Source organism: Streptomyces sp. NPDC032822 (genome assembly GCF_055578825.1).
Map to the genome: position 1 here is coordinate 223,353 of NZ_JBVIOL010000002.1, position 24,632 is coordinate 247,984.

23 protein-coding genes are annotated in these 24,632 nt (G+C 72.2%); 10 read left to right on the forward strand and 13 right to left on the reverse strand.

Going from position 1 to position 24,632, the window contains the following annotated elements:
- The first annotated feature begins 381 nt into the window (after window positions 1–381).
- Both ACZ5VD_RS06735 and ACZ5VD_RS06740 read left to right on the forward strand, forming a co-directional pair.
- Window positions 382–1,146, forward strand: a complete 765-nt coding sequence (locus ACZ5VD_RS06735; RefSeq protein ID WP_468548481.1) for a bestrophin-like domain — start codon at window positions 382–384, stop codon at window positions 1,144–1,146.
- Between the two features lie 247 nt (window positions 1,147–1,393).
- Window positions 1,394–1,906: a hypothetical protein gene (locus tag ACZ5VD_RS06740; protein WP_468681187.1), complete on the forward strand. Its 513-nt coding sequence runs from the start codon at window positions 1,394–1,396 to the stop codon at window positions 1,904–1,906.
- 148 nt (window positions 1,907–2,054) lie between these two features.
- On the opposite strand, the gene ACZ5VD_RS06745 is transcribed toward ACZ5VD_RS06740, so the two are convergent.
- The gene (locus ACZ5VD_RS06745; protein WP_468548479.1) at window positions 2,055–2,540 is read right to left on the reverse strand and encodes a hypothetical protein; all 486 of its coding nucleotides are present in this window, start codon (window positions 2,538–2,540) and stop codon (window positions 2,055–2,057) included.
- A gap of 346 nt (window positions 2,541–2,886) precedes the next feature.
- On the opposite strand from ACZ5VD_RS06745, the gene ACZ5VD_RS06750 reads away from it, so the two are divergent.
- On the forward strand, window positions 2,887–3,558 hold the full coding sequence (locus ACZ5VD_RS06750) for a class F sortase (RefSeq protein WP_468548478.1): 672 nt from the start codon (window positions 2,887–2,889) through the stop codon (window positions 3,556–3,558).
- 33 nt (window positions 3,559–3,591) lie between these two features.
- Here the strand turns inward: ACZ5VD_RS06750 and ACZ5VD_RS06755 are convergent, their stop codons facing one another.
- On the reverse strand, window positions 3,592–4,440 hold the full coding sequence (locus ACZ5VD_RS06755) for a polysaccharide deacetylase family protein (RefSeq protein WP_468548477.1): 849 nt from the start codon (window positions 4,438–4,440) through the stop codon (window positions 3,592–3,594).
- 126 nt (window positions 4,441–4,566) lie between these two features.
- Window positions 4,567–7,845, reverse strand: a complete 3,279-nt coding sequence (lysX, locus tag ACZ5VD_RS06760) for a bifunctional lysylphosphatidylglycerol synthetase/lysine--tRNA ligase LysX (RefSeq protein WP_468548476.1) — start codon at window positions 7,843–7,845, stop codon at window positions 4,567–4,569.
- A gap of 106 nt (window positions 7,846–7,951) precedes the next feature.
- Between lysX and ACZ5VD_RS06765 the strand changes: the two genes are divergently transcribed.
- Window positions 7,952–8,428, forward strand: coding sequence for a universal stress protein (locus ACZ5VD_RS06765; RefSeq protein ID WP_468548475.1), 477 nt, complete (start codon window positions 7,952–7,954; stop codon window positions 8,426–8,428).
- Between the two features lie 45 nt (window positions 8,429–8,473).
- On the opposite strand, the gene ACZ5VD_RS06770 is transcribed toward ACZ5VD_RS06765, so the two are convergent.
- Window positions 8,474–9,289, reverse strand: a complete 816-nt coding sequence (locus ACZ5VD_RS06770; protein ID WP_468681190.1) for an alpha/beta fold hydrolase — start codon at window positions 9,287–9,289, stop codon at window positions 8,474–8,476.
- A 59-nt stretch (window positions 9,290–9,348) separates the two neighbouring features.
- On the opposite strand from ACZ5VD_RS06770, the gene ACZ5VD_RS06775 reads away from it, so the two are divergent.
- Window positions 9,349–9,822, forward strand: coding sequence for a MarR family winged helix-turn-helix transcriptional regulator (locus tag ACZ5VD_RS06775; protein WP_468548473.1), 474 nt, complete (start codon window positions 9,349–9,351; stop codon window positions 9,820–9,822).
- Between the two features lie 56 nt (window positions 9,823–9,878).
- Here ACZ5VD_RS06775 and ACZ5VD_RS06780 read toward each other — a convergent pair whose 3' ends face one another.
- On the reverse strand, window positions 9,879–11,048 hold the full coding sequence (locus ACZ5VD_RS06780; RefSeq protein ID WP_468681192.1) for a CapA family protein: 1,170 nt from the start codon (window positions 11,046–11,048) through the stop codon (window positions 9,879–9,881).
- Between the two features lie 212 nt (window positions 11,049–11,260).
- Between ACZ5VD_RS06780 and ACZ5VD_RS06785 the strand changes: the two genes are divergently transcribed.
- The 4 genes from ACZ5VD_RS06785 to ACZ5VD_RS06800 all read left to right on the forward strand — a co-directional run bounded on the left by ACZ5VD_RS06785 (window position 11,261) and on the right by ACZ5VD_RS06800 (window position 14,212).
- Window positions 11,261–11,806, forward strand: coding sequence for a sigma-70 family RNA polymerase sigma factor (locus tag ACZ5VD_RS06785; protein WP_468548769.1), 546 nt, complete (start codon window positions 11,261–11,263; stop codon window positions 11,804–11,806).
- Between the two features lie 135 nt (window positions 11,807–11,941).
- Window positions 11,942–12,448, forward strand: coding sequence for a hypothetical protein (locus ACZ5VD_RS06790; protein ID WP_468548471.1), 507 nt, complete (start codon window positions 11,942–11,944; stop codon window positions 12,446–12,448).
- A 151-nt stretch (window positions 12,449–12,599) separates the two neighbouring features.
- Window positions 12,600–13,256, forward strand: a complete 657-nt coding sequence (locus ACZ5VD_RS06795; protein ID WP_468548470.1) for a zf-HC2 domain-containing protein — start codon at window positions 12,600–12,602, stop codon at window positions 13,254–13,256.
- 104 nt (window positions 13,257–13,360) lie between these two features.
- Complete coding sequence (locus ACZ5VD_RS06800) at window positions 13,361–14,212, forward strand: TIR domain-containing protein (protein WP_468681194.1); 852 nt, start codon at window positions 13,361–13,363, stop codon at window positions 14,210–14,212.
- On the opposite strand, the gene ACZ5VD_RS06805 is transcribed toward ACZ5VD_RS06800, so the two are convergent.
- The 3 genes from ACZ5VD_RS06805 to ACZ5VD_RS06815 all read right to left on the reverse strand — a co-directional run bounded on the left by ACZ5VD_RS06805 (window position 14,213) and on the right by ACZ5VD_RS06815 (window position 18,686).
- Window positions 14,213–15,076, reverse strand: a complete 864-nt coding sequence (locus tag ACZ5VD_RS06805) for an Fpg/Nei family DNA glycosylase (RefSeq protein WP_468548468.1) — start codon at window positions 15,074–15,076, stop codon at window positions 14,213–14,215.
- Between the two features lie 31 nt (window positions 15,077–15,107).
- Window positions 15,108–17,183, reverse strand: coding sequence for a SpoIIE family protein phosphatase (locus ACZ5VD_RS06810; protein WP_468681196.1), 2,076 nt, complete (start codon window positions 17,181–17,183; stop codon window positions 15,108–15,110).
- Between the two features lie 123 nt (window positions 17,184–17,306).
- A complete protein-coding gene (locus ACZ5VD_RS06815; protein ID WP_468681198.1) occupies window positions 17,307–18,686 on the reverse strand; it encodes a DUF6777 domain-containing protein in 1,380 nt (459 codons plus the stop codon).
- A gap of 141 nt (window positions 18,687–18,827) precedes the next feature.
- On the opposite strand from ACZ5VD_RS06815, the gene ACZ5VD_RS06820 reads away from it, so the two are divergent.
- Window positions 18,828–20,249 (forward strand): lipase maturation factor family protein, encoded by a 1,422-nt coding sequence (locus tag ACZ5VD_RS06820; RefSeq protein WP_468681200.1) that lies wholly within the window; start codon window positions 18,828–18,830, stop codon window positions 20,247–20,249.
- A 68-nt stretch (window positions 20,250–20,317) separates the two neighbouring features.
- On the opposite strand, the gene ACZ5VD_RS06825 is transcribed toward ACZ5VD_RS06820, so the two are convergent.
- From ACZ5VD_RS06825 to ACZ5VD_RS06845, 5 genes are read right to left on the reverse strand one after another with little or no spacing between them, the layout of a single operon-like run.
- Window positions 20,318–21,190 carry an amidohydrolase family protein gene (locus ACZ5VD_RS06825; RefSeq protein ID WP_468548464.1) on the reverse strand — a complete coding sequence of 291 codons (873 nt, stop codon included), beginning with the start codon at window positions 21,188–21,190 and terminating at the stop codon, window positions 20,318–20,320.
- Complete coding sequence (locus ACZ5VD_RS06830; protein ID WP_468548463.1) at window positions 21,187–21,501, reverse strand: L-rhamnose mutarotase; 315 nt, start codon at window positions 21,499–21,501, stop codon at window positions 21,187–21,189. Before ACZ5VD_RS06830 ends, ACZ5VD_RS06825 begins: the two co-directional genes overlap by 4 nt.
- Window positions 21,498–22,484: an aldo/keto reductase gene (locus ACZ5VD_RS06835; protein ID WP_468681202.1), complete on the reverse strand. Its 987-nt coding sequence runs from the start codon at window positions 22,482–22,484 to the stop codon at window positions 21,498–21,500. The genes ACZ5VD_RS06830 and ACZ5VD_RS06835 overlap by 4 nt, the downstream gene beginning before the upstream one ends.
- A gap of 14 nt (window positions 22,485–22,498) precedes the next feature.
- Entirely contained in the window at window positions 22,499–23,254 is a 756-nt protein-coding gene (locus tag ACZ5VD_RS06840; RefSeq protein WP_468681204.1) for an SDR family NAD(P)-dependent oxidoreductase, read from the reverse strand.
- The gene (locus tag ACZ5VD_RS06845) at window positions 23,251–24,630 is read right to left on the reverse strand and encodes an enolase C-terminal domain-like protein (RefSeq protein ID WP_468548460.1); all 1,380 of its coding nucleotides are present in this window, start codon (window positions 24,628–24,630) and stop codon (window positions 23,251–23,253) included. Before ACZ5VD_RS06845 ends, ACZ5VD_RS06840 begins: the two co-directional genes overlap by 4 nt.
- Between the last annotated feature and the right edge of the window lie 2 nt (window positions 24,631–24,632).

Consider the following 24,632-nt stretch of genomic DNA (forward strand, 5'->3'; position numbering starts at 1 on the left):
CCGGAGCCGACCCCGACTCCCGCTCCCACTCCGCCGAAGCCGAAGCCCACCCCGACCCCGAAGCCGCCTCCGCCGCCGCCTCCTCCGGCACCCCGGCCGGCGCCGGCCCGCCCGGAGCCGGCTCCCCCACCCACGCCGACTCCACCTCCTCCCCCACCGCCGGCCCCCACGCCCACACCGAGACCGACACCGACGGCGAAGCCCACCCCGAGCCCCTCCGTCACCGCGGTCACCTATCCCCGCTACACGGCGCGCCACCCGCGCGAACGACCGCCCCACGGCGCCACGTCACCGGTCACCTACGTCCTGCTCATCACCGCGCCCGCGGTGATCGCCGTCGCCGCGCTGCGGCCGCGCTAGTGCCGATCCTGGAGGCATCCCTTGCCGGAATGGCTTGTTCTCACCCTCACGATGCTGGCCGCCTGCGTCGTGGTGGTCCTCATCACCCTCGTCCGGCACCGCACCGCGCCGGTCGACGAGGACCCCAACGACACACCGGACGTCATCGAGTACATGACGATGTGGATCGGCGTGGTGTACGCCATCGTCCTGGGCCTGGCCATCGCCGGGGTCTGGGAGGCGCGCAGCGCGGCCCAGGACCACGTCCAGGCGGAGGCGCAGGCGCTGCACGAGATCTCGGAGCGGGTACGGGTCTATCCGCCGGACGTCCGTGACCGGATTCGGGAGGATGTCAACGCCTATGTCGGACACGTCGTCACCACCGAGTGGAAGGCGATGGCGGACACCGGCCAGGTCACGGAGCGCGGCACCGCGCTCATGCAGCGGATCCGCGTCGACGTGACCGACTACCAGCCGGGGAGCGACTTCGAGGCCCAGGCCTATCAACCGGTCCTCGACCAGCTGGCCACCGCGGACCAGGCACGCAACGCCCGGGCGGACTCGGCCGCGCCGACCATGCCGGGCGTGGTGTGGTTCGGACTGATCGGCGGCGGGGTCGCCACCATCGGGATGATCTTCGCGCTGCAGATCCGGCGTACACCCCGCGAACTGATCCTCTCCGGGCTGTTCTCCGCGCTGGTCGTCTTCCTGCTCTTCCTGATCTGGGACTTCGACGCGCCCTACAGCCGGGGGGTGACGGCGTCGGCCGACCCGTTCCTGAGTCTCTTCCCGGGCATCAAGGGCTGACCGTGTCCCACCGGCGCGATCGCTGACAGGTCCTCACCACAGAGGCGGCCGGGGGACGCCCGCCGCGCCGCCCGTGTCCCCCGGCCGCGGGAACGCGTTCCCCTGAGCGGCCCACACGGTTGCCCCATTCGCGCGACTGAGATCGCGGAGGCGCACACATGTTCCTAGCGTTTCGGTCATCGAGGTGCATTTCCGGCGCGAGCGGAAAAGGTCCGCAGCTGCTCCTCGGGGACCCGGAGGATTCATCATGCGCGCGATACGCGTCGCTTCGGCCGCACTGCTGGGCGTGAGCGCCCTGACCTTCACCGCCTCCGCCGCCCACGCGAGCGACGACAGCTCCGGATTCCGGGCCGGTGTCCTGCCCACGACCATCGCGGCCGGCGGACAGGTGACGCTGCGCGCGACCGGTTGCGACCAGGACGTGTTCGTCTCCTCCGGCGTCTTCGACGACGTCACCCTGCGCAAGGGTCAGACCTCCGCCACGGCCATGGTCGACTGGGACGCCAAACCGGGCGCCGTCTATGAGGTGACGTTCCACTGCGGCACCTTCTGGCAGAACGCCGGCCTCACCATCGCCGGCGGCCGGACGTCCCCCACGCTCAGGCCGTTGGCTCCCAGCCGGGGTGTGCACGCCGGTGAGGGCGGCAGCCTCGCCGGGTTCGATCTCAAGGAGCTCGGCCTGGGGGCCGCGCTCATCGCCGGGTCGGTCGGGGCGGCGTACCACTTCTCCCGTCGCCGTACCGGCGAGGACGGCGCCTGACCGCGCCGCCACCGCACAGGCCTTCGCCCCGGATCCCTGAAGGGACCGGGGCGAAGGCCTGTGCACGTGCGATCCGTTGTCTCCGAAGGGGAGGAGGCCGGGTCGGTCGCCGAGCTCCCGGACGGCCGGTTCCGGAACTTCCGGGGTGTCAGATCCGGCGCTCGGTCCGACGGCGCATCCAGAACACCCCACCGCCGACGACGGCCGCGGCCACCAGGCCGCCTCCGATGGCGATGTCGGTCGGGGTCGCCCCGGTGGTGCTGCTGCCGCCGATACCGCCGCGGACGCCGCCGATGACGGTGAACGCGTTCGGGTTGGTCAGGGTCTTGCCGGAGCAGTTGACCGTGATGCTGTAGGCGCCGGGGGTGGCGTTGCTGTTGATCGTCGCCGTGCCCTTCGACGTCTCGTTGGTGCCGTTGACGGGCGACAGGTTGGCCGAGGGGAAGGCGCCCGACGTCATGGTTCCGCCGCTCGGGCAGCCGTCGACCGTGACGGTCAACTGCCCGCCCCGGGCGATGACGCTGGGCAGGGCGACGATGTTGCTGGGGGTGTCCCAGGCGACGGCCGCGGGGGCGGCGAGCCCGACGACGGCGATGGCGGCGCCCGCGGCCACCAGGGCACGAGTAGTACGCATGTGATCCTCCGCGGAAGACGCCCCGGGAACGGTCCCCGGTAGATCGGCGAGAAAGCGCCTCCCGCCAAAACCCTCAGATGCCGTGCGCCGACCCGCATTTCGGGAATGGTCCGTCCTGGTGAGAGGACACGCCGGGGGGAAAGCACACAATCGGATATCACCGCAGGTCACGGACCGTCAGAAAATTCCTGTGGGTGGCAACTCGGATGGCTCACCACGGGCGGCACGAGCCACCCGTTCGCGTCCGCCCCGTCGCCGGTTTCCCTCGCGCGACTTAGCGTTCTCGTATGCGCGAATGAGTAGGCGCAAATGACGTGGCGACGGCCGTGTCGAGAGGGGAAGTCGAATGTCTGCGTCCGAACTGGCCGGACTGGCCGAAGAGGAGGAGCAGCGGAAGAAGCGCGCTCCTTGGGGCGTGATAGCGCTTGTTCTGCTGACCGGCCTCGCGCTCATTCGCAATGGCTCGGGAGAGTTCGACGTCGGGCCCCCGCAGCCCGCGTCGGCGGCCGCGGCGGACAGCCGGCTGCCGGGCTCCACCTTCGCCAGAGCACCCGAGCCGCTGCCGTACTCCGTTCCCGACCGGGTCAGGCTGCCCGCGATCCAGGTCGACGCCCCGGTCATCCCGGTCGGCCTCGACGCGGACGGCTGGGTCGGCGCGCCGCCGCCGGAGGACCCGAACCTGGCGGGCTGGTTCACCGGTGCGGTCTCCCCCGGCGAGAAGGGCACCGCGGTCGTCGTCGGTCACGTCGACAACAAGCAGGGCCCCGCCGTGTTCTACGGACTCGGGGCCCTGAAGAAGGGGAATCGCGTCGAGATCTCCCGCAAGGACGGAAAGACCGCCGTTTTCGAGATCTACGGCATCGAGGTGTTCGAGAAGAACAACTTCCCCGGCGACCGTGTCTACGGTTCCAAGGGGAGCCCCGAATTGCGGGTCATCACCTGCGGGGGCGGTTTCTCCAAGCAGAGCGGTTACGCTGGCAACGTCGTCGCCTTCGCCCGCCTGGTCGAGGTCCGCTGAGCGTTCCCCGACCGGGCGGGCGGTGTGTTCCCGTCAGGTGTGGTGTCGTCGCGGGACGTTGATGTGGTAGCCGGAATCGAGCAGTTGTGGCAGATAATCGCGCAGCGCTCTGACACTCTGGGTGCGGTCGCCCCCGGCGTCGTGCGAGAGCACCACGACGCCGGGGGCGGCGCCGTTCTCCACCCGTCCGACGATGGTCCGGGTGCCGGGGGTGGTCCAGTCGAGGGTGTCGACGGTCCAGGCCAGGGGTTCCATGCCGAGGTCGGCGCCGAGTTGGAAGGCGGCGCGGTTCCAGGCGCCGTAGGGCGCGCGGAACCACTGGGGCCGCTCGCCGTAGCCCTCCTCGATGGCGTCGCAGGTGCGTTCCATCTCGGAGCGGATCCGGCCGCGGCTCAGGCGGGTCAGCAGCGGGTGGGACCAGGTGTGGTTGCCGACGACGTGGCCCTCGTCGGCCATCCGGGACAGCAGGTCCTGGTGCTCGGCCGCCATCTCCCCGCACACGAAGAACATCGCCTGGACGTCGTACTCGGCCAGGGTGTCCAGGATGTCCGGGGTGTAGCGGGGGTCGGGCCCGTCGTCGAAGGTCAGCACCATGGAACGGCCGCGTCCGGACATCCGCAGGAACGGCTCGTGCCGTACCTGGGTCCGGGCGGGCGCGGTCTTGGGCGGGCCGTATCCGGTCAGGGGCTGGAGGCGGTAGGCCGAGGGCTTGAGCGCGCGTCGCGCCGGCGGGCCGGCGGCCGGGGCGGCGGGCCGGGCCGGCTCGCCGCCGGTGACCGCGGCCAGCACTCCGGCCGTGGCGGCGGCTCCGCAGGCGGCGGCGCCGGCGAGCAGCGTCCGGCGCCGGGTGAGCAGTCGTGTGAGCAACTGATCCTTCGTCATGACTCATCAGTCGCCCAAGCCGGGCCCGACGCACCACAGCAACACCGGGGCGGCGGCACGATTCCACCCGCCCGGCCCACTGTCGCGGTGGGGTGGCGGGCCCGGCCTCACCCGCGCGGCGCACCGTCAGCGGCGGCGTACCAGAGGGAAGGGGAGGGTCTCGCGGATCGTCAGGCCGGTGAGGAACATGACGAGCCGGTCGACGCCGATACCGAGGCCGCCGGTGGGCGGCATGGCGTATTCGAGGGCGTCGAGGAAGTCCTCGTCCAGTTCCATCGCCTCGGGGTCGCCGCCGGCCGCGAGCAGGGACTGGGCGGTGAGGCGGCGGCGCTGTTCGACGGGGTCGGTGAGCTCGGAGTAGGCGGTGCCGAGTTCGGTGCCGAAGGCGACGAGGTCCCAGCGTTCGGCGAGCCGCGGGTCGGTGCGGTGCTGGCGGGTGAGCGGGGAGACGTCGGTGGGGAAGTCCTTGTAGAAGGTCGGCAGCTGGGTCCGCTCCTCCACCAGCCGCTCGTACATCTCCAGGACGACGTCCCCGCGGCCGTCGTCGGCGGTGTACGGCACGTTCGCGCGGTCGCACAGCCGGTGCAGCGCGGGGAGTTCCGTGTCGGCGTCGATCTCCGCACCGAGGGCCTCGGAGATCGCGCCGTGGACCGTCTTGACCGGCCAGGGCCCCGAGATGTCGTACTCCTTGCCGTCCTTGCGGGCGACGGGCGAGCCGAAGGCGGCCCGCGCGGCACCCTGGATCAGCTCGCGGGTGAGGTCGAGCATCACGTCGTAGTCGGCGTACGCCTGGTAGGCCTCCAGCATCGTGAACTCGGGGTTGTGCTTGTAGGAGACGCCCTCGTTGCGGAAGGTGCGGCCCATCTCGAAGACCTTCTCCAGGCCGCCCACGCACAGCCGCTTGAGGTACAGCTCGGGGGCGATGCGCAGATAGAGGTCGAGGTCGTAGGCGTTGATGTGGGTGGTGAAGGGGCGGGCGTTGGCGCCGCCGTGGATCTGCTGGAGCATCGGGGTCTCGACCTCCAGGTAGCCGCGCTCCAACAGGCCCTGGCGCAGCGCCTGGACGGCGGCGGAGCGGGCGCGGACCACGTCGCGGGCGTCCGGGCTCGCGACCAGGTCGAGGTAGCGCATGCGGACCTTGGCCTCGGGGTCGGTCAGGCCCCGGCGTTTGTCGGGGAGGGGACGCAGGCACTTGCCGAGGAGCTGCCAGGAGGTGACGAAGACGGTCGCCTCGCCCTTGCCGCTCACTCCGGCCACGCCGGTGGCGGTGACCTGGTCGCCGAGGTCGGTGTCGGCGGTGAAGCGGTCGAGTGCCGGGCCCGAGTGCTCCCGGGTGAGGGCGAGTTGGTGGTCCGCGGACCAGTCGCGCAGGGTCACGAAGACGATGCCGCCGAAGTCGCGGACCCGCATGATCCGGCCCGCCACGGTGACCTGCTCACCCTCGCGGACGTCGGCGAGGGCGTGGGTGCGGGCGGGGACGCCCACCGGGTAGGGGTCGGTGCCGTCGGCGCGCAGCCGGTCGAGGGTGCGATGCCGGACGCGGACCTGTTCGGGCAGGTCCGCGTCCGGCTCGCCGGTCCCGGTCCCGTCCCCTCCGTCGAGGCCGAGCACCGAGAGCGACGGCAGGCCTTCGGTGGTGGCCGGCCGGTGCCCGCCCTTCGGGTGCCCCTTTCCCCAGAGTTTGCGCAACGACGGTACGGAGACGAAGCCTTCGGCGATCCCGGACGCCATCCCGATCCGGGCGAGGGCGCCGGTCTCGCCGTAGCAGATGAAGCGGGGGTACCAGGAGGGGCGGTACTTGGCGTTGGAGCGGTAGAGGGCCTCCAGTTGCCACCACCGGGAGAAGAACAGCAGCAGGCGCCGCCAGAGTCTGAGGACCGGTCCGGCGCCGATGCGGGCGCCCTCCTCGAAGACCGAGCGGAAGACGGCGAAGTTGAGGGAGATCCGGCGCACGCCGATCTTGGGGGCCAGCGCGCACAGTTCGGCGACCATGAACTCCATGACGCCGTTGGGGGCGCTGCGGTCACGGCGCATCAGGTCGAGGGAGATGCCGTCCGTGCCCCAGGGCACGAGGGAGAGCAGGGCGAGCAGGCGGCCGTCCTCGGCGAGCGCCTCCACGAGGAGGCAGTCGCCGTCGGCGGGGTCGCCGAGGCGGTCCAGGGCCATGGAGAAGCCGCGTTCGGTCTCGGTGTCGCGCCAGGCGTCGGCCCGGTCGACGATCTCCTCCATCTCCTCGTCGGTGAGGAGACGGTGGCGGCGCACCCGGCAGGTGGCGCCGGTGCGGCGGACGCGGTGCACGGCCTGCCGGGTCACCCGCATCTCCCGGCCGGTGAGGTCGAAGTCGGGCACGTGCAGGATGGCCTCGTCACCGAGTTGGAGGGCGCCGAGTCCGGCCCGGGCGAAGGCCTTGGCGCCGTCCTCGGAGGCACCCATCGCCGCGGGCGCCCAGGCGTGCCGGCGGGCGATGTCCAGCCAGGCGGCGATGGCGCGCGGCCAGGCCTCCCGGTCGCCGACCGGGTCGCCGCTGGCCAGGCACACGCCGGCCTCGACGCGGTAGGTGACGGCGGCCTTGCCGCTGGGCGAGAAGACGACGGCCTTGTCGCGGCGGGTGGCGAAGTAGCCGAGGGAGTCCTGCTCGCCGTAACGGGCCAGGAGGGCGCGGATGCGGGCCTCTTCGTCGCCGTGCAGGGCGGCCTCCATGCGCTGGGAGCGGAAGAGGGTCGCGCAGGCGCTCAGCAGGGCGAGGGCGCCGAAGAGGCCGAGCAGGACGAACAGGGGGCGGGGCGGGCGGCCGTCGTAGGAGCCACCGGAGACCAGGCCGCCGCAGACCCGGTCGGCGGCCCAGGCGAGGCGCTGGCCGTGCGGCAGGGTGCCGGGGAAGAGCTCGACGAGCCCCCAGCCGGCCAGGATCCCGGTCACCAGTCCGGCGAGCAGGACGAGGAGCGCCCGGCGTACGGCGGCCCGGCGCGAGGCGGCGTAGAACTCCCGGCGGGCCACGACCAGCAGGGCCAGCGCGAGGGCGCACACCACGAGGGAGGGGATGGAGTCGCCGTACAGGCCGAGGGCGATCCCGAGGGCGTCGGTCAGGATCAGCAGGCCGAGGTAGACGACCACCAGCCACCAGGCGATCTTCTTACGGGCGGCGGTCGCGGCGGCCAGCAGGAACAGGAAGACGGCGTAGGCGAGGTTGGCGCTGACCGGGACGAGCAGTTGGTCGAGGAAGCGGACGACCGGGCGGAGCAGGGTGCGCAGGGGCGGGATGAGCGCGAGGAGCACGCAGAGCAGCCCGAGGGCGCCGAAGAAGGCCGCGAAGCCCTCGGGCACCCTGCTGAGGGATCCGGTTCCGGGGGGCCGTTCCGGGCCCGTGGTGTCCTTCGGCGGGGCTGCCTCCGCGGTGGCACTCATGTTCCGACTGTAGGAACAGCCCGGCGTCCTCGCCCGTCGAGAGGTCCCGGGCGGGGGCGGGACCTGCGCGGGGGCGGGACCTGCGGCTTCCGATAGCCTCACAGCCGTGACGGAACAGCAGCACTCGCATTCGCCCTCGCACCGGTTCGAGCGGGGCACGGACGGGCCCAAGGTCATCGTGGTCGGCGTGGACGGCTCCGACTCCTCGCTCCGCGCGGCGGCGTATGCCGGTGGTCTGGCCCGGAGACAGCACGCGCTGCTCGCGGTCGTGTACGTGCAGCCCGTGCTCGCGGCGGGGGCGGCGCTCGGCGCGTCGGTCGCGGACACGACCGACGAGATCGCCGAGGACCTCGTCGCCCAGATCCGGGACGCCACCGAGCGGACCAAGGGGATATTCGACGTGCGCTGGGAGTTCCACACCTTCCGCGGCGACCCCTACAACGGCCTGGTGAAGGCGGCGGACGACCTCACCGCGGACGCGGTCGTCGTGGGTGCCTCGGAGCAGGCCGGCCACCGGATCGTCGGCTCGGTGGCGGTACGGCTGGTGAAGGCGGGGCGCTGGCCGGTGACCGTGGTGCCGTAGCCGCCGGTAGGCGGCTACGGGGCGGCCCCGTCGGCGGCTTCGGGCTCAGAGGCCGCGGAGGAAGTCGAGCAGGGCCTGGTTGAAGACGTCCGGCTTCTCCAGGTTGGGGTAGTGGCCGACGCCCTCGATCGTCTCCGCGCGGCCGTCGCGGACGGCGGCGGCGAGGCGTTCGGCCGCGTCGAGCATGGCGGCGGGTTCGAGGCCGCCGTTGAGGGCGAGCACCGGGACCTCGATCTTCGGCAGCCGGGACCAGGAGTCGGTCACGCGGACGTGCCAGTCCTTCTCGCCGGGTGTGTGCTTCGCGATCGAGTGGAGGGCCATCTCCCGCAGGCGGCGCAGGATGTCCGGGTCGATGTCGTCGGCGGTCCGGTGCTCGCCGTGCACGCCGCGCGCATAGGCCGCGAGCCAGCCCTCGATGTCTCCGGCGCCCAGGGTGCGCGCGTACTCGGCCTGGAGTTCCTGGTGCCAGGGGTCGGTGTACCGGAAGTCGCCGGTCGCGGCTCCGCAGGTGACCACCGCGCGGACGAGTTCCGGGTACTCCAGCGCGGTGTCGGTGGCGACCAGTCCGCCCATCGACAGGCCGACGAGGACCGCGGGTCCGGCGTCGAGGTGGCGCAGCAGGGCGGCGAGGTCGTCGGCCCAGCGGAACGGCCTGCTCGCGTTGGCGGAGGAGCCGTGGCCGCGGATGTCCGGGACGATCACCCGGTGTCCGGCGGCGAGGGCGGGGATCTGGTCGGCCCAGAACCGGTGGTCGACGAATCCTGCGTGGAGCAGGACCACGGGGTCGCCGGAGCCGGTGTCGAGGTAGGCGAGGTCGCCGTCGGCGGACGGGAAGACGTGAAGCTCGGAGGCAGCAGTCATGACAACCAAGGTGTCATGACCGGGGGGAATATGGCAACCAAGGTGTCATGATGGTCGTCATGAGCGACACCGGCACCCCCCTGGACCCCGACGCACTCGGCCGCCGCCTCACCGAGGTCTTCGACCTGGTCGGCCCGCTCTACCGGCGTGCGGCGCGCAAGGTGGAGCAGGCCGAACCGATCGAGGGCGCGTCCGCCGGAGTGCGCGCCGTACTGAACCTGCTGCGCCAGAACGGGCCCATGACGGTTCCTCAGATGGGCCGCGACCAGGCCCTGAGCCGGCAGTTCATGCAGCGCATGGTCAACGACGCGGCGAAGCACGGCTGGGTGGAGGTCACGCCCAATCCGGCGCACCAGCGGTCCTCGTTGATCCGGCTCACCGAGACGGGACGGGACACCATCTCCGCGGTGCTGGCCCGGGAACACACCCTCAACCGGCAGGTGGGCGGCGAGCTGACCGACGCCGAGGTGCGGGCGTGTGTGCGGGTACTGACCGAGATGGTGCGCACCTTCGACCACGTGGACGTCGACTGACGTCCCCCGGCGCACCCGGACCGCCCCCTCCCGGCATCATCCGGACCGGAACCGGGCTACTCCCCCATCACCAGCCCGTCCTTCGCGGCGCCCCGGCCGAGGACGACGTCCCGGACGCGGTCGCGCACGCCCCGCACGTCGGCGCCCCGGGCGAGCGCCTCGTTGAGGTCGACGACCCGGCCGGCGTCGACATCGAAGAGCTGGGGCACGAACTCCGCCTTGGCGACCCGCCAGCGCTCCCCCGCCCGGACGGGCGGGACGAAGGTGAAACGGCCGAGGGTGGACTGGTTGCCGCGCGGGTCCTGGACGCCCTGGTGGTTGAACATCTCGCCGGCGATCTGGTCACCCATGCCGTACACCACCCAGGTGCCGTTGACCTTCTCGTACGCCTGCGGGACGTGTGCGTGGGTGCCGAGGATCAGGTCGATGTCGGGGCGGCTCCCCGTGCGGGCGGCGGTGAGGGCGCGGGCCAGGGTGAGCTGCCGGTCGTCGGGCTCGTCCTGCCATTCGGTGCCCCAGTGCATGGACACGACGACCACGTCGGCGCCCGCGGTCCGGGCCGCCCGCGCGTCCGCCACGATCCTGTTCTCGTCGATCAGATCGACGGCCCAGGGCTGCCCCTGCGGCAGCGGGAAGCCGTTCGTGTCGTACGTGTAGGCGAGGTGCGCGACCTTCGCGGGGCCGGCCCGCAGCATCGTCACGGTGCCGGCCTCGGACTCGGTGCGCGCCGAACCGGCGTGGCGTACGCCCGCGCGGTCGAGGGCGTCGAGGGTGCGGCGGATGCCGCCGGCGCCGTCGTCGAGGCTGTGGTTGGAGGCCGTGGAGCAGCCGTCGTAGCCGGTGGCGGCGAGCGCGGCGGCCACTTCGGGCGGGGACTTGAAGGTGGGGTAGCCGGTGTAGTCGCCGTTCTCGCCGTAGACGGTCTCCATGTGACACAGCGCCAGATCGGCGCGCGAGACGACCGGTCGGGCACCGGCGAGCATGGGGCGGAAGTCGTAGCCGGTGCCGCCCGCGTCGAAGCGGGCGCGGTCGATGACGGAGCTGTGCGGGAGGACGTCACCGGAGGCGACGAGCGTGAAGCCCCCGGCGGCGGTGGGCGCGTGACGTCCCGGCCGGGCGGGAGTCCCCTCGCCCCGGTCGCCCTGTTCGCCATGGGCCTGGCAGGCCGCGCCCGCGGCGAGGAGGGCCGTGAGGGCCAGGGCCACCTGCTGTCTGCGTGCAATCATCAGCTCACCCCACAGTGGTCATATTTACGCACAAATAGGTACCGGTACGGGAGGTGCCCCTAAACAACCTCCCCGCCCCCTTAGCCCGTCCGGAGCGGCTGAACGGCCGGATCCGACCGTTCGTCGAACCGTTCGTCGACGCGATCGACCGTCCGCCGCAGACCTGTGCGCCCGCCCTGGCCGGGAACGGCACCCTGATGTGCCATACGGCCATGACGGCCGGAACCACGCTCACGAACGGGACGACCGCCGAGCACGAGCTCGCCGCACTGCAGCGGGAGCACGGCCGGCCCCTCTTCGCGCTCCTGCTCCGGCTCTGTGACGGTGACCGGCAGCGCGCCGAGGACCTGGTGCAGGAGACCCTCGTCCGCGCCTGGCAGCATCCCGAGGCACTGCGCGCCGACGACTTCGAGTCCGTACGGCCGTGGCTGCTGACCGTGGGGCGGCGGCTCGCGATAGACGCGCGGCGCGCCCGGCAGGCGCGGCCCGCGGAGGTCGGCGACGCGATCCTGGAGAACGCCCGGGTGTGCGGCGACCACGCCGAGCGGGCTGCCGCCACCCTCGATGTGCGCGAGGCTGTGAAGACACTCACTCCCGAGCACCGTGAAGTCCTGGTGCTGGTGTACTTCCAGGGGGCGAGTGTGGCGGAGGCCGCGGAGATCCTCCGGATTCCGCCCGGTACCGTGAAGTCCCGCGCGTACTACGCGCTGCGCGCCCTGCGCCGGGTGCTTCCCGGATACGCGGCCGACCTGCGGTGAAACCCATGGCCGAGTCAAGCCTCCGTAAAGTGCCTTGCCCCTGACCCCGGTTGAGTAATCGGCTGTCCTCATCCGTGTTCCGCACTGGGGCCCGGCGACGGGCGACGCGCACGCACCGGAGGAAGGCAGGAAGGAATGCTGCACAGAGGTCAAGAGAGCACGGACGGCGGCGAACTGACCGTCCCCATGGCCTGGTTGTACGCCGAGTACATCGCCGACGAGCTGCTGCGGTCCGGGGATCTGATGCCGCCGACGTCCTTCGAGTTCCGGGCCGGGCGGGACGCCCTGGCCCTGACCATCTTCCTGTCCGACGCCGACGGTGAACTGTCCGGCATCCAGGTCGTCTCACAGCTGGAGAACTGGCTGTCGCTGACGGCGTACGACCAGCCCTGGCAGGACTGGGTGAGCGAACGGATGACCGCGCTCGCCGCCGACGCGGTGGCCTCCGGCGACCCCGCGCCCGACCTGGATCTGGCCCGGGCGGCCTGGCGCTGGCTGGAGGAGACCGAGCTCCTCGCGCCCGATCTGAACGCCGTGCCGGGCGGTGGTCCGGTGATCGGCGAGGACGAAGGACCCAAGGTGTGGACGCCCGCCTGGCAGCTGGGATTGCCCCTGGGACACCTGGCCATCCACCTTTTCTAGACAGGTCTCGACTCGGACCAATCCGGGGGTCCGGCCGCTCCGAACCCCTTGGTTACGATTCTGCAAGGGCCTTGAGTGATTCGGCTGGCTGGTGCGTACCGGTGGGAGCAAGGAGTAACCCCACCCGCACCCAACGGCACGAGGATTCGTCATGAGGTCCCTGGAGAGGCATCGCGACGTCGGCGCGTACGCGCTCGGCGTGCTGGACGAGGCGGACGCGTTCCGCTTCGAGGACCACCTCATGGAGTGCCCCCGCTGCGCGGCACACGTGACCGAGTTCGGGCCCGCGACCCGGCAGTTGATGCTGTACCGGCGAGCGACACCGCGGGTGGTCCACCCGACGGCGCAGCCCGGACCGCGGATGCTGGAGCGGCTCCTCGGCGAGGTGGCCTCCCGGCATCGGGCGGGGCGCAGGCGGCTGTTGTACGCCGTGGCCGCCTCGGTGGTGCTGGCCGTCGCCGGCACCGGCGTCGTGATGATGACGGACAGCGCCGAGGGCGCCCCGGCCGTACAGCTCACCGCGACCGACGAACGCTCGGGAGTGTGGGCCCAGCTCACCACCGCGGACGAGACCTGGGGCAGCGACGTCCGGTTGGAGGTCAAGGACGGCGCCGGCCCCCGCGCCTGTCTCCTCATCGCCATCGGCCACGACGGCACCGAGCAGACGATCACCAACTGGACCGTCCCCGACCACGACGCCCGCCCCAACACCATGCACGGCGGCTCGGCGATGCACCCCGACCAGATCGACCACTACGAGGTGCGCACGATCGACGGGGACCACCTGGTGACGCTCGACGCGGATTGACCGTATTGCTGTGCGACCGGGCGACTTCTCTCTAATGTGCGCTTATGGAGTTTCCCAGCCCGGCATCGCCCGGGCCAGGTTCACGCGCACCGGAACGACTGGCTGTGCTGCTCATCGGCGACGGGGAGAGAACCGACCGCGTCCGCGTCCTGCTTGAGGCCCATCCCTCGGTCACCAGGGTCCACACCGCCTCGTCGGCCGAGTACGCCTTCGGTTTCACCCGTCACCTGGAACGACAGGACACGCCTGTCAACGCCGTGTTCATCGACCCCTTCGCGGACAGATACGACCCGCGCAAGTCCTCCGAGTTGATCCTCACCACGCGAGTTCACCAGCCCCGCATCGTCTTCGTCCTCCTCCTCTCCCCGGCCGAACTGATCGCACGGGCCCGCGAGTTCCTGCCGGAGCTGCACGAACGCATCCGGCACTACCACACACTCGACTGGACGAAGCCGGACGTCGCGCTGGCGGACGAGGTGGACGGGAGCCTCGCCCAGTGTCTCGGCTGGCACACGGCGCCGGAGCGCGGCGCGGAGCAACGCCGCATCACGTACGACGTCGCCCTCTCGTTCGCCAGTGAGGACCATGACTTCGCGAAGGCGCTCAGCGACGCCCTCGAAGCCCGCGGCCTGGAAGTCTTCTTCTATCCCGACCAGCAGTTCAACACGTGGGGCGAGAACCTCTACCGCCTCCTGTACAAGATCTACGCGGAGGAGTCCCGCTTCTGCGTGGTCGTCGTCTCCCACTCCTATGTGAGGAGTCGCTGGACCCGCTACGAGCAGATGGCCGCTCAGAACAGGGCGCTGGAGGCACTGGACCAGGCCTACATCCTTCCCGTGCGCCTGGACGACGTCGAAGTGCCGGGCATCCTCCCCTCCACGGCCTACCTGTCCGCCACGCTCGGTCCGCAGGAGATCGCCGACCACTTCGTCCGGAAGCTGGGCACGAGGGGCTGACTACTTCAGGAGTCGGGACAGTCTGCGGTCCGCCAGGGTCTTGCCGCCCGTCTGGCAGGTGGGGCAGTACTGGAGTGAGGAGTCGCTGAAGGAGACCTCGCGGATGGTGTCTCCGCAGACGGGGCAGGGGGCGCCGGCGCGGCCGTGGACGCGTAGGCCGCTCTTCTTCTCCGCTTTGAGGCGGCCGGCGGCTACGCCCCGGGAGCGTTCGATCGCCTCGGCGAGGGTGCTGCGGAGCGCCGCGTAGAGCCGTCCCGTCTCCTCCGGGGTGAGGGTCGACGTCGGTTTGAAGGGGGACATCTTCGCGGCGTGGAGGATCTCGTCGCTGTAGGCGTTGCCGACGCCCGCGATGAGGCTCTGGTCGCGCAGGGCGCCCTTGATCTGACGGCGTTCGCCCTTGAGGAGGGCGGCGAGACGGGCCTCGTCGAAGTCGTCGGCGAGCGGGTCGGGGCCGAGGCGGGCCACGCCGGGGACCTGCCGGGGGTCGTGGACGACGTACACCGCGAGGCGCTTCTGGGTGCCGGCCTCCGTCAGGTCGAAGCCCGCGCCGGTCTCCAGGGCCATCCGCAGGGCCAGGGGGCCCTTGCCGGGGCGGGGCGGGCCGTCCGGGAGCCGGTCCTTCCAGTGCAGCCAGCCCGCGCGGGCCAGGTGGGTCACGAAGTGCGGGCCGCCGTCCGTCTCCAGGTCGAGGAACTTGCCGTGCCGGTGCACGGCGGTGACCTCGCGGCCCTCGACGGCGGTGAGGGGAGGGTCGTACGTCTTCAGGACGCTGATCGCGACGGGCAGCGCCCGGACGATCTCGTGGCCGACGAGGTGCTCGGTCAGGAAGTCCTTCAGCGCTTCGACCTCGGGGAGTTCCGGCATACGTCCAGAGTGCCACCGGTCGCCGTCGCGCTCAGCTCGGCCCCGGCACCAGGAACTCGCACCACACGCACTTGCCGCCGCCCCGCGCCTCCACGCCCCACACGTCGGCGAGCAGGTCGACGAGGAGCAGGCCCCGCCCGGACACGCCCGACTCGCCGGCCTCGCGTCGGCGCGGCAGGGCGCTGGAGGAGTCCTCGACCTCGACGCGCAGCCGACGGCCACCGCCGGTGAGGACCCGCAGGGTGACGATCGCGGAGCCCTCGGTGTGCATGAGGGCGTTGGTGATGAGTTCGTCGGCGACGAGTTCGATCTCGTCGCGGAGGCCGCGCGCGCCCCAGGCGACGACCGCGGTCCGGATCATGTGCCGGGCCCCGGTGAGGGCCTCGGGGTCGCCGGGTGCCACGTGCTGCTGGAGCCGGCCCAGGGACCGGCGGGCGTCCAGACCATGGCGGCGCAGCAGGAGGAGGGCGACGTCGTCGTCGCCGCCGCGTTCCTCGGCCACGTCGATGAGGCAGGCGGCGAGGTCGGCGACGTCGTCCGGGCCGGTGGCGATGAGGGCCGCCAGGGTCCGCACACCCTCGTCGAGGTCGACGCCCGGCTGTTCGACCAGGCCGTCGGTGCACAGCAGCAGGGTGTCGCCGGGATCCAGTTCGAGGGTGGCCACGGGGTATTCGAGCCGCCCGAACTCCGCGGACAGGCCGAGCGGCAGCCCGCCCTCGACGCGGACGCGACGGCAGCTGCCGTCGCGTCCGCGCACGAGCGGGTCGATGTGACCGGCCCTGACCACCTGGACCACGCCGGTCGCCAGGTCGGCCTCCGCGTACAGGCAGGTCGCGAACCGTTCGGTGTCCAGTTCGTGGAGGAAACCCGAGGCGCGGGCCATCACCGCGGCCGGGGTGTGGCCCTCGGCGGCGTACGCCCTGAGGACGATCCTCAGCTGGCCCATGACCGCGGCGGCATGGGTGTCGTGCCCCTGGACGTCTCCGATGACCGCCCCGACCCGGCCGCCGGGCAGCGGGATCACGTCGTACCAGTCACCGCCGATGTCCCGGCCCAGGGAGGCGGAACGGTAGCGGACCGCCACGTCGGCGCCGGGCACGCTGGGGATGGTGCGCGGCAGCATCGCCTGCTGGAGGCCGGTGGCGAGGTCCTTGTCCTGCTCGTACAGCATGGCCCGCATGAGGCTCTGCGCGATGCTGCTGCCGAGCGCGATCAGGACGTTGCGGTCCTCGGGCGAGAAGCCGCGCCGGTCGTTGTAGAGCAGGCCCATGACGCCGATCGGGCGGGCCTCCGCGATGAGCGGGAGGTAGGCGGCCGAGGTGATGTTCAGGCCGGTGATGTGCGGCCAGAGGATCGGGTACCGGTCCGCGAACTCCTCCGGCGACTCGATGAAGCAGGGGCTGAGCGTGCGGACGGCGTCGCTCATCGGGTAGGGCTCGTCGATCCGGGTGACGTCGGTGCCCGGGACGAAGCTGCCCGCCGGGCCCTCGGCGACCAGCCGGATACGGCCGGCCTCGACCAGCCCGAAGACCAGGCTGGTGGCGCCGAGGTGGATGAGGCCGTGGGTGTCCTTGAGGATGTCGATGACGTCGTCCACCGTGCGGGCGTGCGCGAGGGCGGCCGTGGTGAGCTGCACCACGTTGGTCTGCCGGCGCCGGGCCTCGTCCTGGGCGGCCTGCTCCCGGCGGGACTCGATCTCGCCGATCTCCTGGGTGGCGTCGCGCACGATGCCGATGATGCGGCGCGGGCGGCCCGTCTCGTCGCGCCGGATGTAGCCCTGGGTGTGGGTCCAGCGCAGGGTGCCGTCGCGGCGGCGGAGCCGGAAGTAGGCGCCGTAGTTCTCGCTGCCGCTCTTGATGGCCTGGGCGACCAGGGCGTCCAGGCGGAGGCCCTCGGCGGTGGGCACGCGGACGGCGAGGCTCAGGGGGTGCCCGTCGTACTCGTCGGGACGCAGGTCGAAGACCTCGTGGGCCTGGGCGTCCATGTGGAACAGACCGGTGTCCAGGTCCCAGTCGAAGCTGCCCATGCGGTTGAGCGCCAGGATCGGATCCGGGTGGGCGGGCCAGTCGTCCGGGAGTGACAGGGCGCTCGCTCCCCGATCAACCATGGGGCCACCTTGCCAGGATTTGTCCGATTCCTCGACCGGGAGGCGGGCGAGGGGCGGGTGGGAACGCGGGCAGGAGCCGGGCGGCGGCGCGGGCAGGGACAGGTCAGGCGCCCGGTCGGGCGTTCAGCTGCCGAAGGCGCTCGCGGGGCTGCCGAAGACGCCGTCCGTGGCGGCCGGGTCGTCGGGGATCAGACCGCCGCCGTCGGGCAGGTCGGGGGTGTCCGGCACGCTCTCGGGGCCGATCTCGTCCGTGGTGTCGAAGGAGTCCGGAACGGCGGCGGGATCCTCGGCCGTGGGGTACACGGCGGTCGGCTCCCCGGGGACCGTCGTCCCGAAACCGGGCACGTCCGTGCCGTCGGACGGGACGAGTGGGCCCTCCGGCTCGCTCGCCGGGGGCGTGGCCGTGACGGTCCCTGTCGGGCAGTCCGCGACCTCGTCCGAGGCCGTGCCGGTGTCAGTGCCGGGGCCGGGGTCGGTGCCGGTGGGGTCGCCGGTCGGGAGGTCCGTGGGCTCGTCGGTCGTCACGTCGTCGGTGGCGCCCGGCGTGACGGTGACTGTGGGAGTGGGGGCGGGGGTGGGGGTCACGCAGTCGGTGGCGGACTCCGACGCGGATTCGGACAGGGGGTCTCCCGATGCCGACTCGGACGCGGACGCGGACGCCGACTCCGACGCCGAGGTGCTCTCGTCCGGGGAGGGGGTCGGCGTCGGGGGCAGGGGATCCGGCGCGGGTACGACGCGGTCGTGGCGGACGTCGTGGCCGACGCGCCGCTCGATCCAGGTGTGGTCGACGATGTCGATGATCGTGATGTCGGTGACGACCTGGACGGTCGGGGCCACCACGATCACCTGGGCGGGCCGGTATCCGGCCCAGGGCCGGCCCCTGGTGCCCGGACTCCCCCGCAGCGCCACCGGCGGCGCGAGCGGGTTGCCGCAGGCGCAGCGGACGCGGGGGACGCCCCGGTTGTCGACGAGGACGGCGGTGCCCGTCTGGAGGACGGACTGGTGGCCGGTGGCCCGCCCGCCGCCGTACCCGTGGTCGGTGACCCGTGTGTCGGCACGCAGGGTGACGGGCGCCAGTGCGCGCAGGTAGTCCGGGATCGACGTCCGGGAGATGCCCTCGGCCCGGGCGAAGGCGCGGGCCTTGCTCCGGTCCGCGGTCAGGTAGGCGATCTGCCGGTCGACGTCGCAGCTGCCGACCCTCTCGGTACCCCCGTAGAGGCCCGGTGTGCCGCCGGACACGGAGCGCCCTTCGACCGGCCCAGGTCGGTCCGGTTGTGGCGTTCGGGTGACGGGAGGCGAGGCGACCGGGGCGGGTGTGGCCGTCGAGGTCGCCGTGGAGTCGGTGAAGGGGTCCGGGCCCCGCGCGGCGACCGGCTGGAGAAGGACGTCCCCGCTCGACCTCGTCGGCTTCGTGTCCTGGTCGCCGTCGCCGCCGCAGCCGGTGACGAGGAGCGCCGTCGAGAGCGCGCAGGCCGTGACGAGGGTTCTGGTGGGTTGGCGCACCGCACTCTCCCGTCCGTCCCGGACATTTCGCCACTATTGTCTGCTTCACTCACTTGGGTTACGCAAGCGGAGGCGAGGTGCACGGAGAGTCACCTGTGGAGTTGTGGATCCGGCGACCCGGAAGAGGAGGCGCGCACGGCCGTGGACTGGTTCACCGCACCCGAGTACGGGATGAGCCGGCTGGTCTTCCAGCGGGCGCTGGCCGTCCTGTACCTCGTGGCGTTCCTGACGGCGGTCCTCCAGTTCCGTGCGCTGATCGGCGAGCGCGGCCTGCTGCCCGTGCGCCGCTTCGTCGAGCGGACGCGCTTCCGGCGCGCCCCGAGCCTCTTCCAACTGCACTACTCGGACCGGTTCTTCGCGGTCTGCGCGTGGACGGGGTGCATGGTGTCGGCGGCGCTGATCGCGGGGCTCGACTCCCGCGTCCCCCTGTGGGCGGCCATGCTGCTCTGGCTGGTGCCGTGGGTGCTGTACCTGTCGATCGTGAACGTCGGCCAGACCTGGTACGGCTTCGGCTGGGAGTCCCTGCTGCTGGAGGTCGGCTTCCTCGCCGTCCTCCTCGGCAACGACGAGGTGGCCCCGCCGGTGGTCGTGCTGTTCCTGCTGCGCTGGGTCCTGTTCCGTGTCGAGTTCGGGGCGGGCCTGATCAAGATGCGCGGTGACGCGTGCTGGCGGAAGCTGACCTGCCTGGACTTCCACCACGAGACACAGCCGATGCCGGGCCCGCTGAGCCGGTTCTTCCACCATCTGCCCCGGCCCCTGCACCGGGTGGAGGCCGCCGCCAACCATGTCACCCAACTCGTGGTGCCGTTCCTGCTGTTCACCCCGCGGCCGGTCGCCACCGCGGCGGCCTCGCTGATGATCCTCACCCAGCTGTGGCTGGTGCTGTCGGGCAACTTCGCCTGGCTGAACTGGATCACCGTCGTGCTGGCCCTGTCGGCGGTGGGCTTCCCGGCCGATCCCTCGCCGGCACCCGACGCCCCGCTCTGGTACGAGGCGCTGGTGCTCGCGGTCGCGGCCCTGCTGGTCGGGCTCTCCTTCCACCCGGTCCGCAACATGATCTCGCGCCGCCAGGTCATGAACCGCTCCTTCGACCCGCTCCATCTGGTCAACAGCTACGGCGCCTTCGGCAGCGTGAGCCGGATCCGCTACGAGGTGATCGTGGAGGGCACGGCCGACGACGTTCCGCGCGAGGAATCCGTTTGGCGGGAGTACGAGTTCAAGGGCAAGCCGGGCGATGTCCGGCGTCGGCCACGCCAGTTCGCGCCCTACCATCTGCGGCTCGACTGGATGATGTGGTTCGCCGCGCTGTCGCCCGCGTACGCCGGGACCTGGTTCGGCGTGCTGGTCGAACGGCTCCTGGAGAACGACCGCGACACCCTCGGGCTTCTGCGGTACTCCCCGTTCCCGCCCGACGCGCCCCCGCGCCACATCCGGGCCCGGCTCTTCCGGTACCGGTACACGTCGTGGCGGGAGTTGCGGGAGACGGGCGCGTACTGGGAACGGACGTATGTGCGGGAGTACTTGCCGCCCACCCGGTTGGCGGGGATGAGCCGGCAGTCGTGACCGCGGTGACGGCCCGGGTGGGGGCGACCGGCGACGGGCAGCCGTTGACGCTCCGGGCCGGACGGGTCCTAGGAGAACTCCGCGGGCTTCGCGGGCCCTTCGGACTTCGCGGACGGCCGGAGTCCGTAGACGCGGGTGGCGGTGGTCCCGAAGATCCGGGCGTGTTCGGACGGGCTCGTCAACCGGCGTGCCACGTCGTGCACTTCGCCGTACGTCGCCGCGAGGGTACACACCGGCCAGTCCGAGCCGAACATCAGCCGGTCCGGGCCGAAGGCATCCAGGGCCGTGTCCACGTACGGGCGGAGGTCCTCCACGCTCCAGAGGCCGGGGGCCGCCTCGGTGACCAGGCCGGAGAGTTTGGCGACCGTGTTGGGGACGGCGGCGAGGGCACGGAGGTCGGACGCCCAGGTGTCGAGGGCGCCGGAGGCGATGGGCGGCTTGCCCAAGTGGTCGAGGACGAAGGTGAGTTCGGGTATCGAGGCCGCCGCCTCGACGCAGGCGGGGAGCTGGTGGGGCTGCACGACCAGGTCGTAGACCAGGCCCGCCGCGGCGACGGCTCCCAGGCCGCGGCGGACGTCCGGGCGCAGCAGCCACCGCGGATCCGGCTCGCCCTGGACCTGGTGCCGGATGCCCTTGAGGTACCGCCCGCCGGGGAGTTCCCCGAGCCGGGCCAGCTCGTCGGCGACGCCCGGGCGGGTGAGGTCGGTCCAGCCGACGACTCCCGCGATCAGGTCGTGGGCGGCGGCGAGGGCGAGGAACTCCGGGGTCTCCTCGGCGACGGTGACCGTCTGGACGAGCACCGTGCGGTCGACACCGGCCGCGACCGCCTCGGGTGCGAGGTCCGCCGTCGTGAAGTCGCGGCGGAGCGGGCTGTGCCGGTCGATCCAGTCCTGGTCCCGGACGGACAGGTCCCAGACGTGGTGGTGGGCGTCGACCGTCATGGCAGCTCCCACACGACGGGCAGGCCGGCGTCGGCGCCCTCGCCGGAGTAGTCGTGCACCACGTCGAGGAGTTCGGCCATCCGGGCCTGCCAGGCGATGTTGATCGGGAGTCCCTCCAGTGCGGCGAGGAGGCGGGCGTAGTCCTCGCACTCCAGGAGGTGGAAGAGGTCGGTGCCGCTGCGCCAGATCGTCCAGGAGGTGGCGCCGGCGGCCCGGATGGCGTCGGTGAGTTCGGCCGGGACCTCGCGGTGGGCGGCGTCGTACTCGGCGATCCGGTCGGCGCGGACCTTGGTGTGCAGGGCCACTCTCATGACGGCTCCTCGGCGGGCACGGGGGCGTCGGTGGACAGCAGCCCGGTGTCGTGCAGCTCCCGCCAGAAGGCGGCGGGGACGGTGGCCGTGAACTGGTCGGCGCAGTCGTGGACCTCGGCCGCCGAACGGACCCCGACGAGGACGCTCGCGACCGCCGGGTGGGCGGCACAGAAGGCCAGCGCGGCGGCGCGCAGGGTGGTGCCGTGCCGGTCGGCGACAGCCTTCAGCCGCAGCGCGCGGTCCAGCAACCCGGCCGGTGCGGCGGCGTAGTTGTAGGTCGCGCCCGGCCTCGGATCGGCCAACAGGCCGGAGTTGAAGGCGCCGCCGATGACGACGGACGTACCGCGGGCCACGGCCGCCGGGAGCAGTTCGGTGAGCGCGTCCTGGTCGAGGAGGGTGTAGCGGCCGGCGCACAGCACCACGTCGACGTCCGTGTCGCGGACGAAGCGGGTGAGCATCTCCGACTGGTTCATGCCCGCGCCGATCGCGCCGACGACGCCCTCCGCGCGGAGCTTGTCCAGGGCCGGGTAGCCCTCCCGGAAGGCCTGTTCGGCATGGTCGTCGGGGTCGTGGAGGTAGGCGACGTCGACCCGGTCGAGGCCGAGCCGCTCCAGGCTGGCCTCCAGGGAGCGTCGTACGCCGTCGGCGCTGAAGTCCCAGACGCGGTGGTGGGTGGCGGGGACCGCGAAGCCGTGGGCGAGGTCGTCGCCGCCCCGGTCCCACGGTTGCAGGAGGCGGCCGACCTTCGTCGAGAGCGTGTACGCGCCGCGCGGGTGGGCGCGCAGGGCGGCGCCGAGGCGGCGTTCGGACAGGCCGATGCCGTAGTGCGGGGCGGTGTCGAAGTAGCGGATGCCTCGCTGCCAGGCGGCGGTCACGGCCTGGTGCGCCTGCTCCTCGCCGACCTCGGTGAAGAGGTTGCCGATCACCGCGGCGCCGAAGGCGAGGGAACCGACCTCGACTCCGCTGCGGCCGAGCGTGCGCACCGGCCCGAGCGTGCTCACCGGCCCGCCGGGCGCAGTCGCAGGCCCTGCATGCCGCCGTCGACGGCGAGCGAGGTGCCGGTGGTGGCGCCGGACAGCGGGCTCGCCAAGTAGGCGATGGCACCCGCCACTTCCTCCGCGGAGACGAGGCGGCCGGTGGGCTGGCGGGCCTCCAGGGCGGCGCGTTCGGCGGCCGGGTCCGCGGCTTTGGAGAGGAGGCGGCCGATCCACGGGGTGTCCGCCGTGCCGGGGTTGACGCAGTTCACACGGATGCCCTCGCGGACGTGGTCGGCGGCCATGGCGAGGGTGAGGGAGTACACCGCGCCCTTGGTCGCGCTGTAGAGCGCCCGCTGCGGCAGGCCCGCGGTGGCGGCGATGGAGCAGGTGTTGACGATCGCGGCGTGCGCGGACCGCCGTAGGTGGGGCAGCGCGGCGCGGGCGACCCGGACCATGCCGACGACGTTGACGTCCAGGACGCGGTGCCACTCGTCGTCGGCGTTGTCCTCGACGGTGCCCTGGGCGCCGATGCCCGCGTTGTTGACCAGCACGTCCAGTCCGCCGAGGTCGGCGACGGCGGCGGCCACCGCGGCCCGTACGGACGCGTCGTCGGTGACGTCGGCCCGGTGGGCGAGCAGTGGCTTCTCGACCGACGAGGTGTCCAGGTCGAGTACGGCGACCTGGGCGCCGCGCGCGGCGAGGAGGTCCGAGGTGGCCCGGCCCAGGCCCGAGGCACCGCCGGTCACCAGGGCCTTGAGCCCCTCGAAGTCGCTCATGCCGCGTGTCCCTTCTTGGCTGACGCCTGGTCCGCCGCCTGGTCGGGGTTCTTGAGGTCGGCGGCCCAGAAGGCGCCGTCGGGGTAGGTGTACCGCGCGAGGGACTCCGGTCGCATGGCGGCCGAGAAACCCGGTGCGGTGGGCGCGGTGTAGTGGCCCTCGCGCATCACCACCGGGTCGAGGAAGTGGTCGTGCAGATGGTCGACGTACTCGATGACGCGGTCCTCGGTGGTGCCGGAGAGCGCGACGTAGTCGAACATCGACAGGTGCTGGACGAGTTCGCACAGGCCGACCCCGCCCGCGTGCGGGCAGACGGGTACGCCGAACTTGGCCGCGAGGAGCAGGATGGCGAGGTTCTCGTTGACGCCGGCGACCCGGGCCGCGTCGATCTGGACGATGTCGACGGCGCCGGCCTGGAGGAGCTGCTTGAAGACCACCCGGTTCTGGACGTGCTCGCCGGTGGCGACCTTGACCGGGGCCACGGCCTTGCGGATCGCCGCGTGGCCCAGGATGTCGTCGGGGCTGGTGGGCTCCTCGATCCAGTACGGGTCGAACTCGGCCAGCGCCTTGGTCCAGCGGATCGCCTCGTCGACGCCCCAGCGCTGGTTGGCGTCGATGGCCATGCGGATGTCGGGGCCGACGACCCGGCGGGCGACGCGGCAGCGCCGTACGTCGTCGTCGAGGTCGGCGCCGACCTTCAGCTTGATCTGCCGGAAGCCGTCGGCGACCGCCTCGGCGGCGAGCCGGGTGAGCTTCTCGTCGTCGTAGCCGAGCCAGCCCGGGGAGGTGGTGTAGGCGGGGAAGCCTCGGGCGAGGAGCTCCGTGGTGCGTTCGGCGGCGCCCTCGCGGCCCTTGCGCAGGAGTTCCAGGGCCTCTTCGGGGGTGAGCGCGTCGGTGAGGTAGCGGAAGTCGATCTGGCCGACCAGCCACTCGGGGTCCGCCTCGGCGAGCAGTCGCCAGAGCGGTTTGCCGGCGTGCTTGGCCGCCAGGTCCCACACGGCGTTGGTGACCGCGCCGATCGCCATGTGCATCACGCCCTTCTCGGGGCCGAGCCAGCGCAGCTGGCTGTCCCCGATCAGGTCCCGGAAGAGCGAGCCGGGGTCGGCGCACACCTCGTCGACGGAACGTCCGACCACATGGTGGCGCAGTGCGTGGATCGCGGCGACCTGGACCTCGTTGCCCCGCCCGATGGTGAAGGTGAAGCCGTGTCCCTCCGGTCCGCCGTCGCCACCGGTACGCAGCACGACGTACGCGGCCGAGTAGTCGGGGTCCGGGTTCATCGCGTCGGAGCCGTCGAGCTCACGCGAGGTGGGGAAACGGATGTCGTAGGTGTCGACCGCGGAGATGCGGCGAGGGGGGACGGGCGTCTCGGACACAG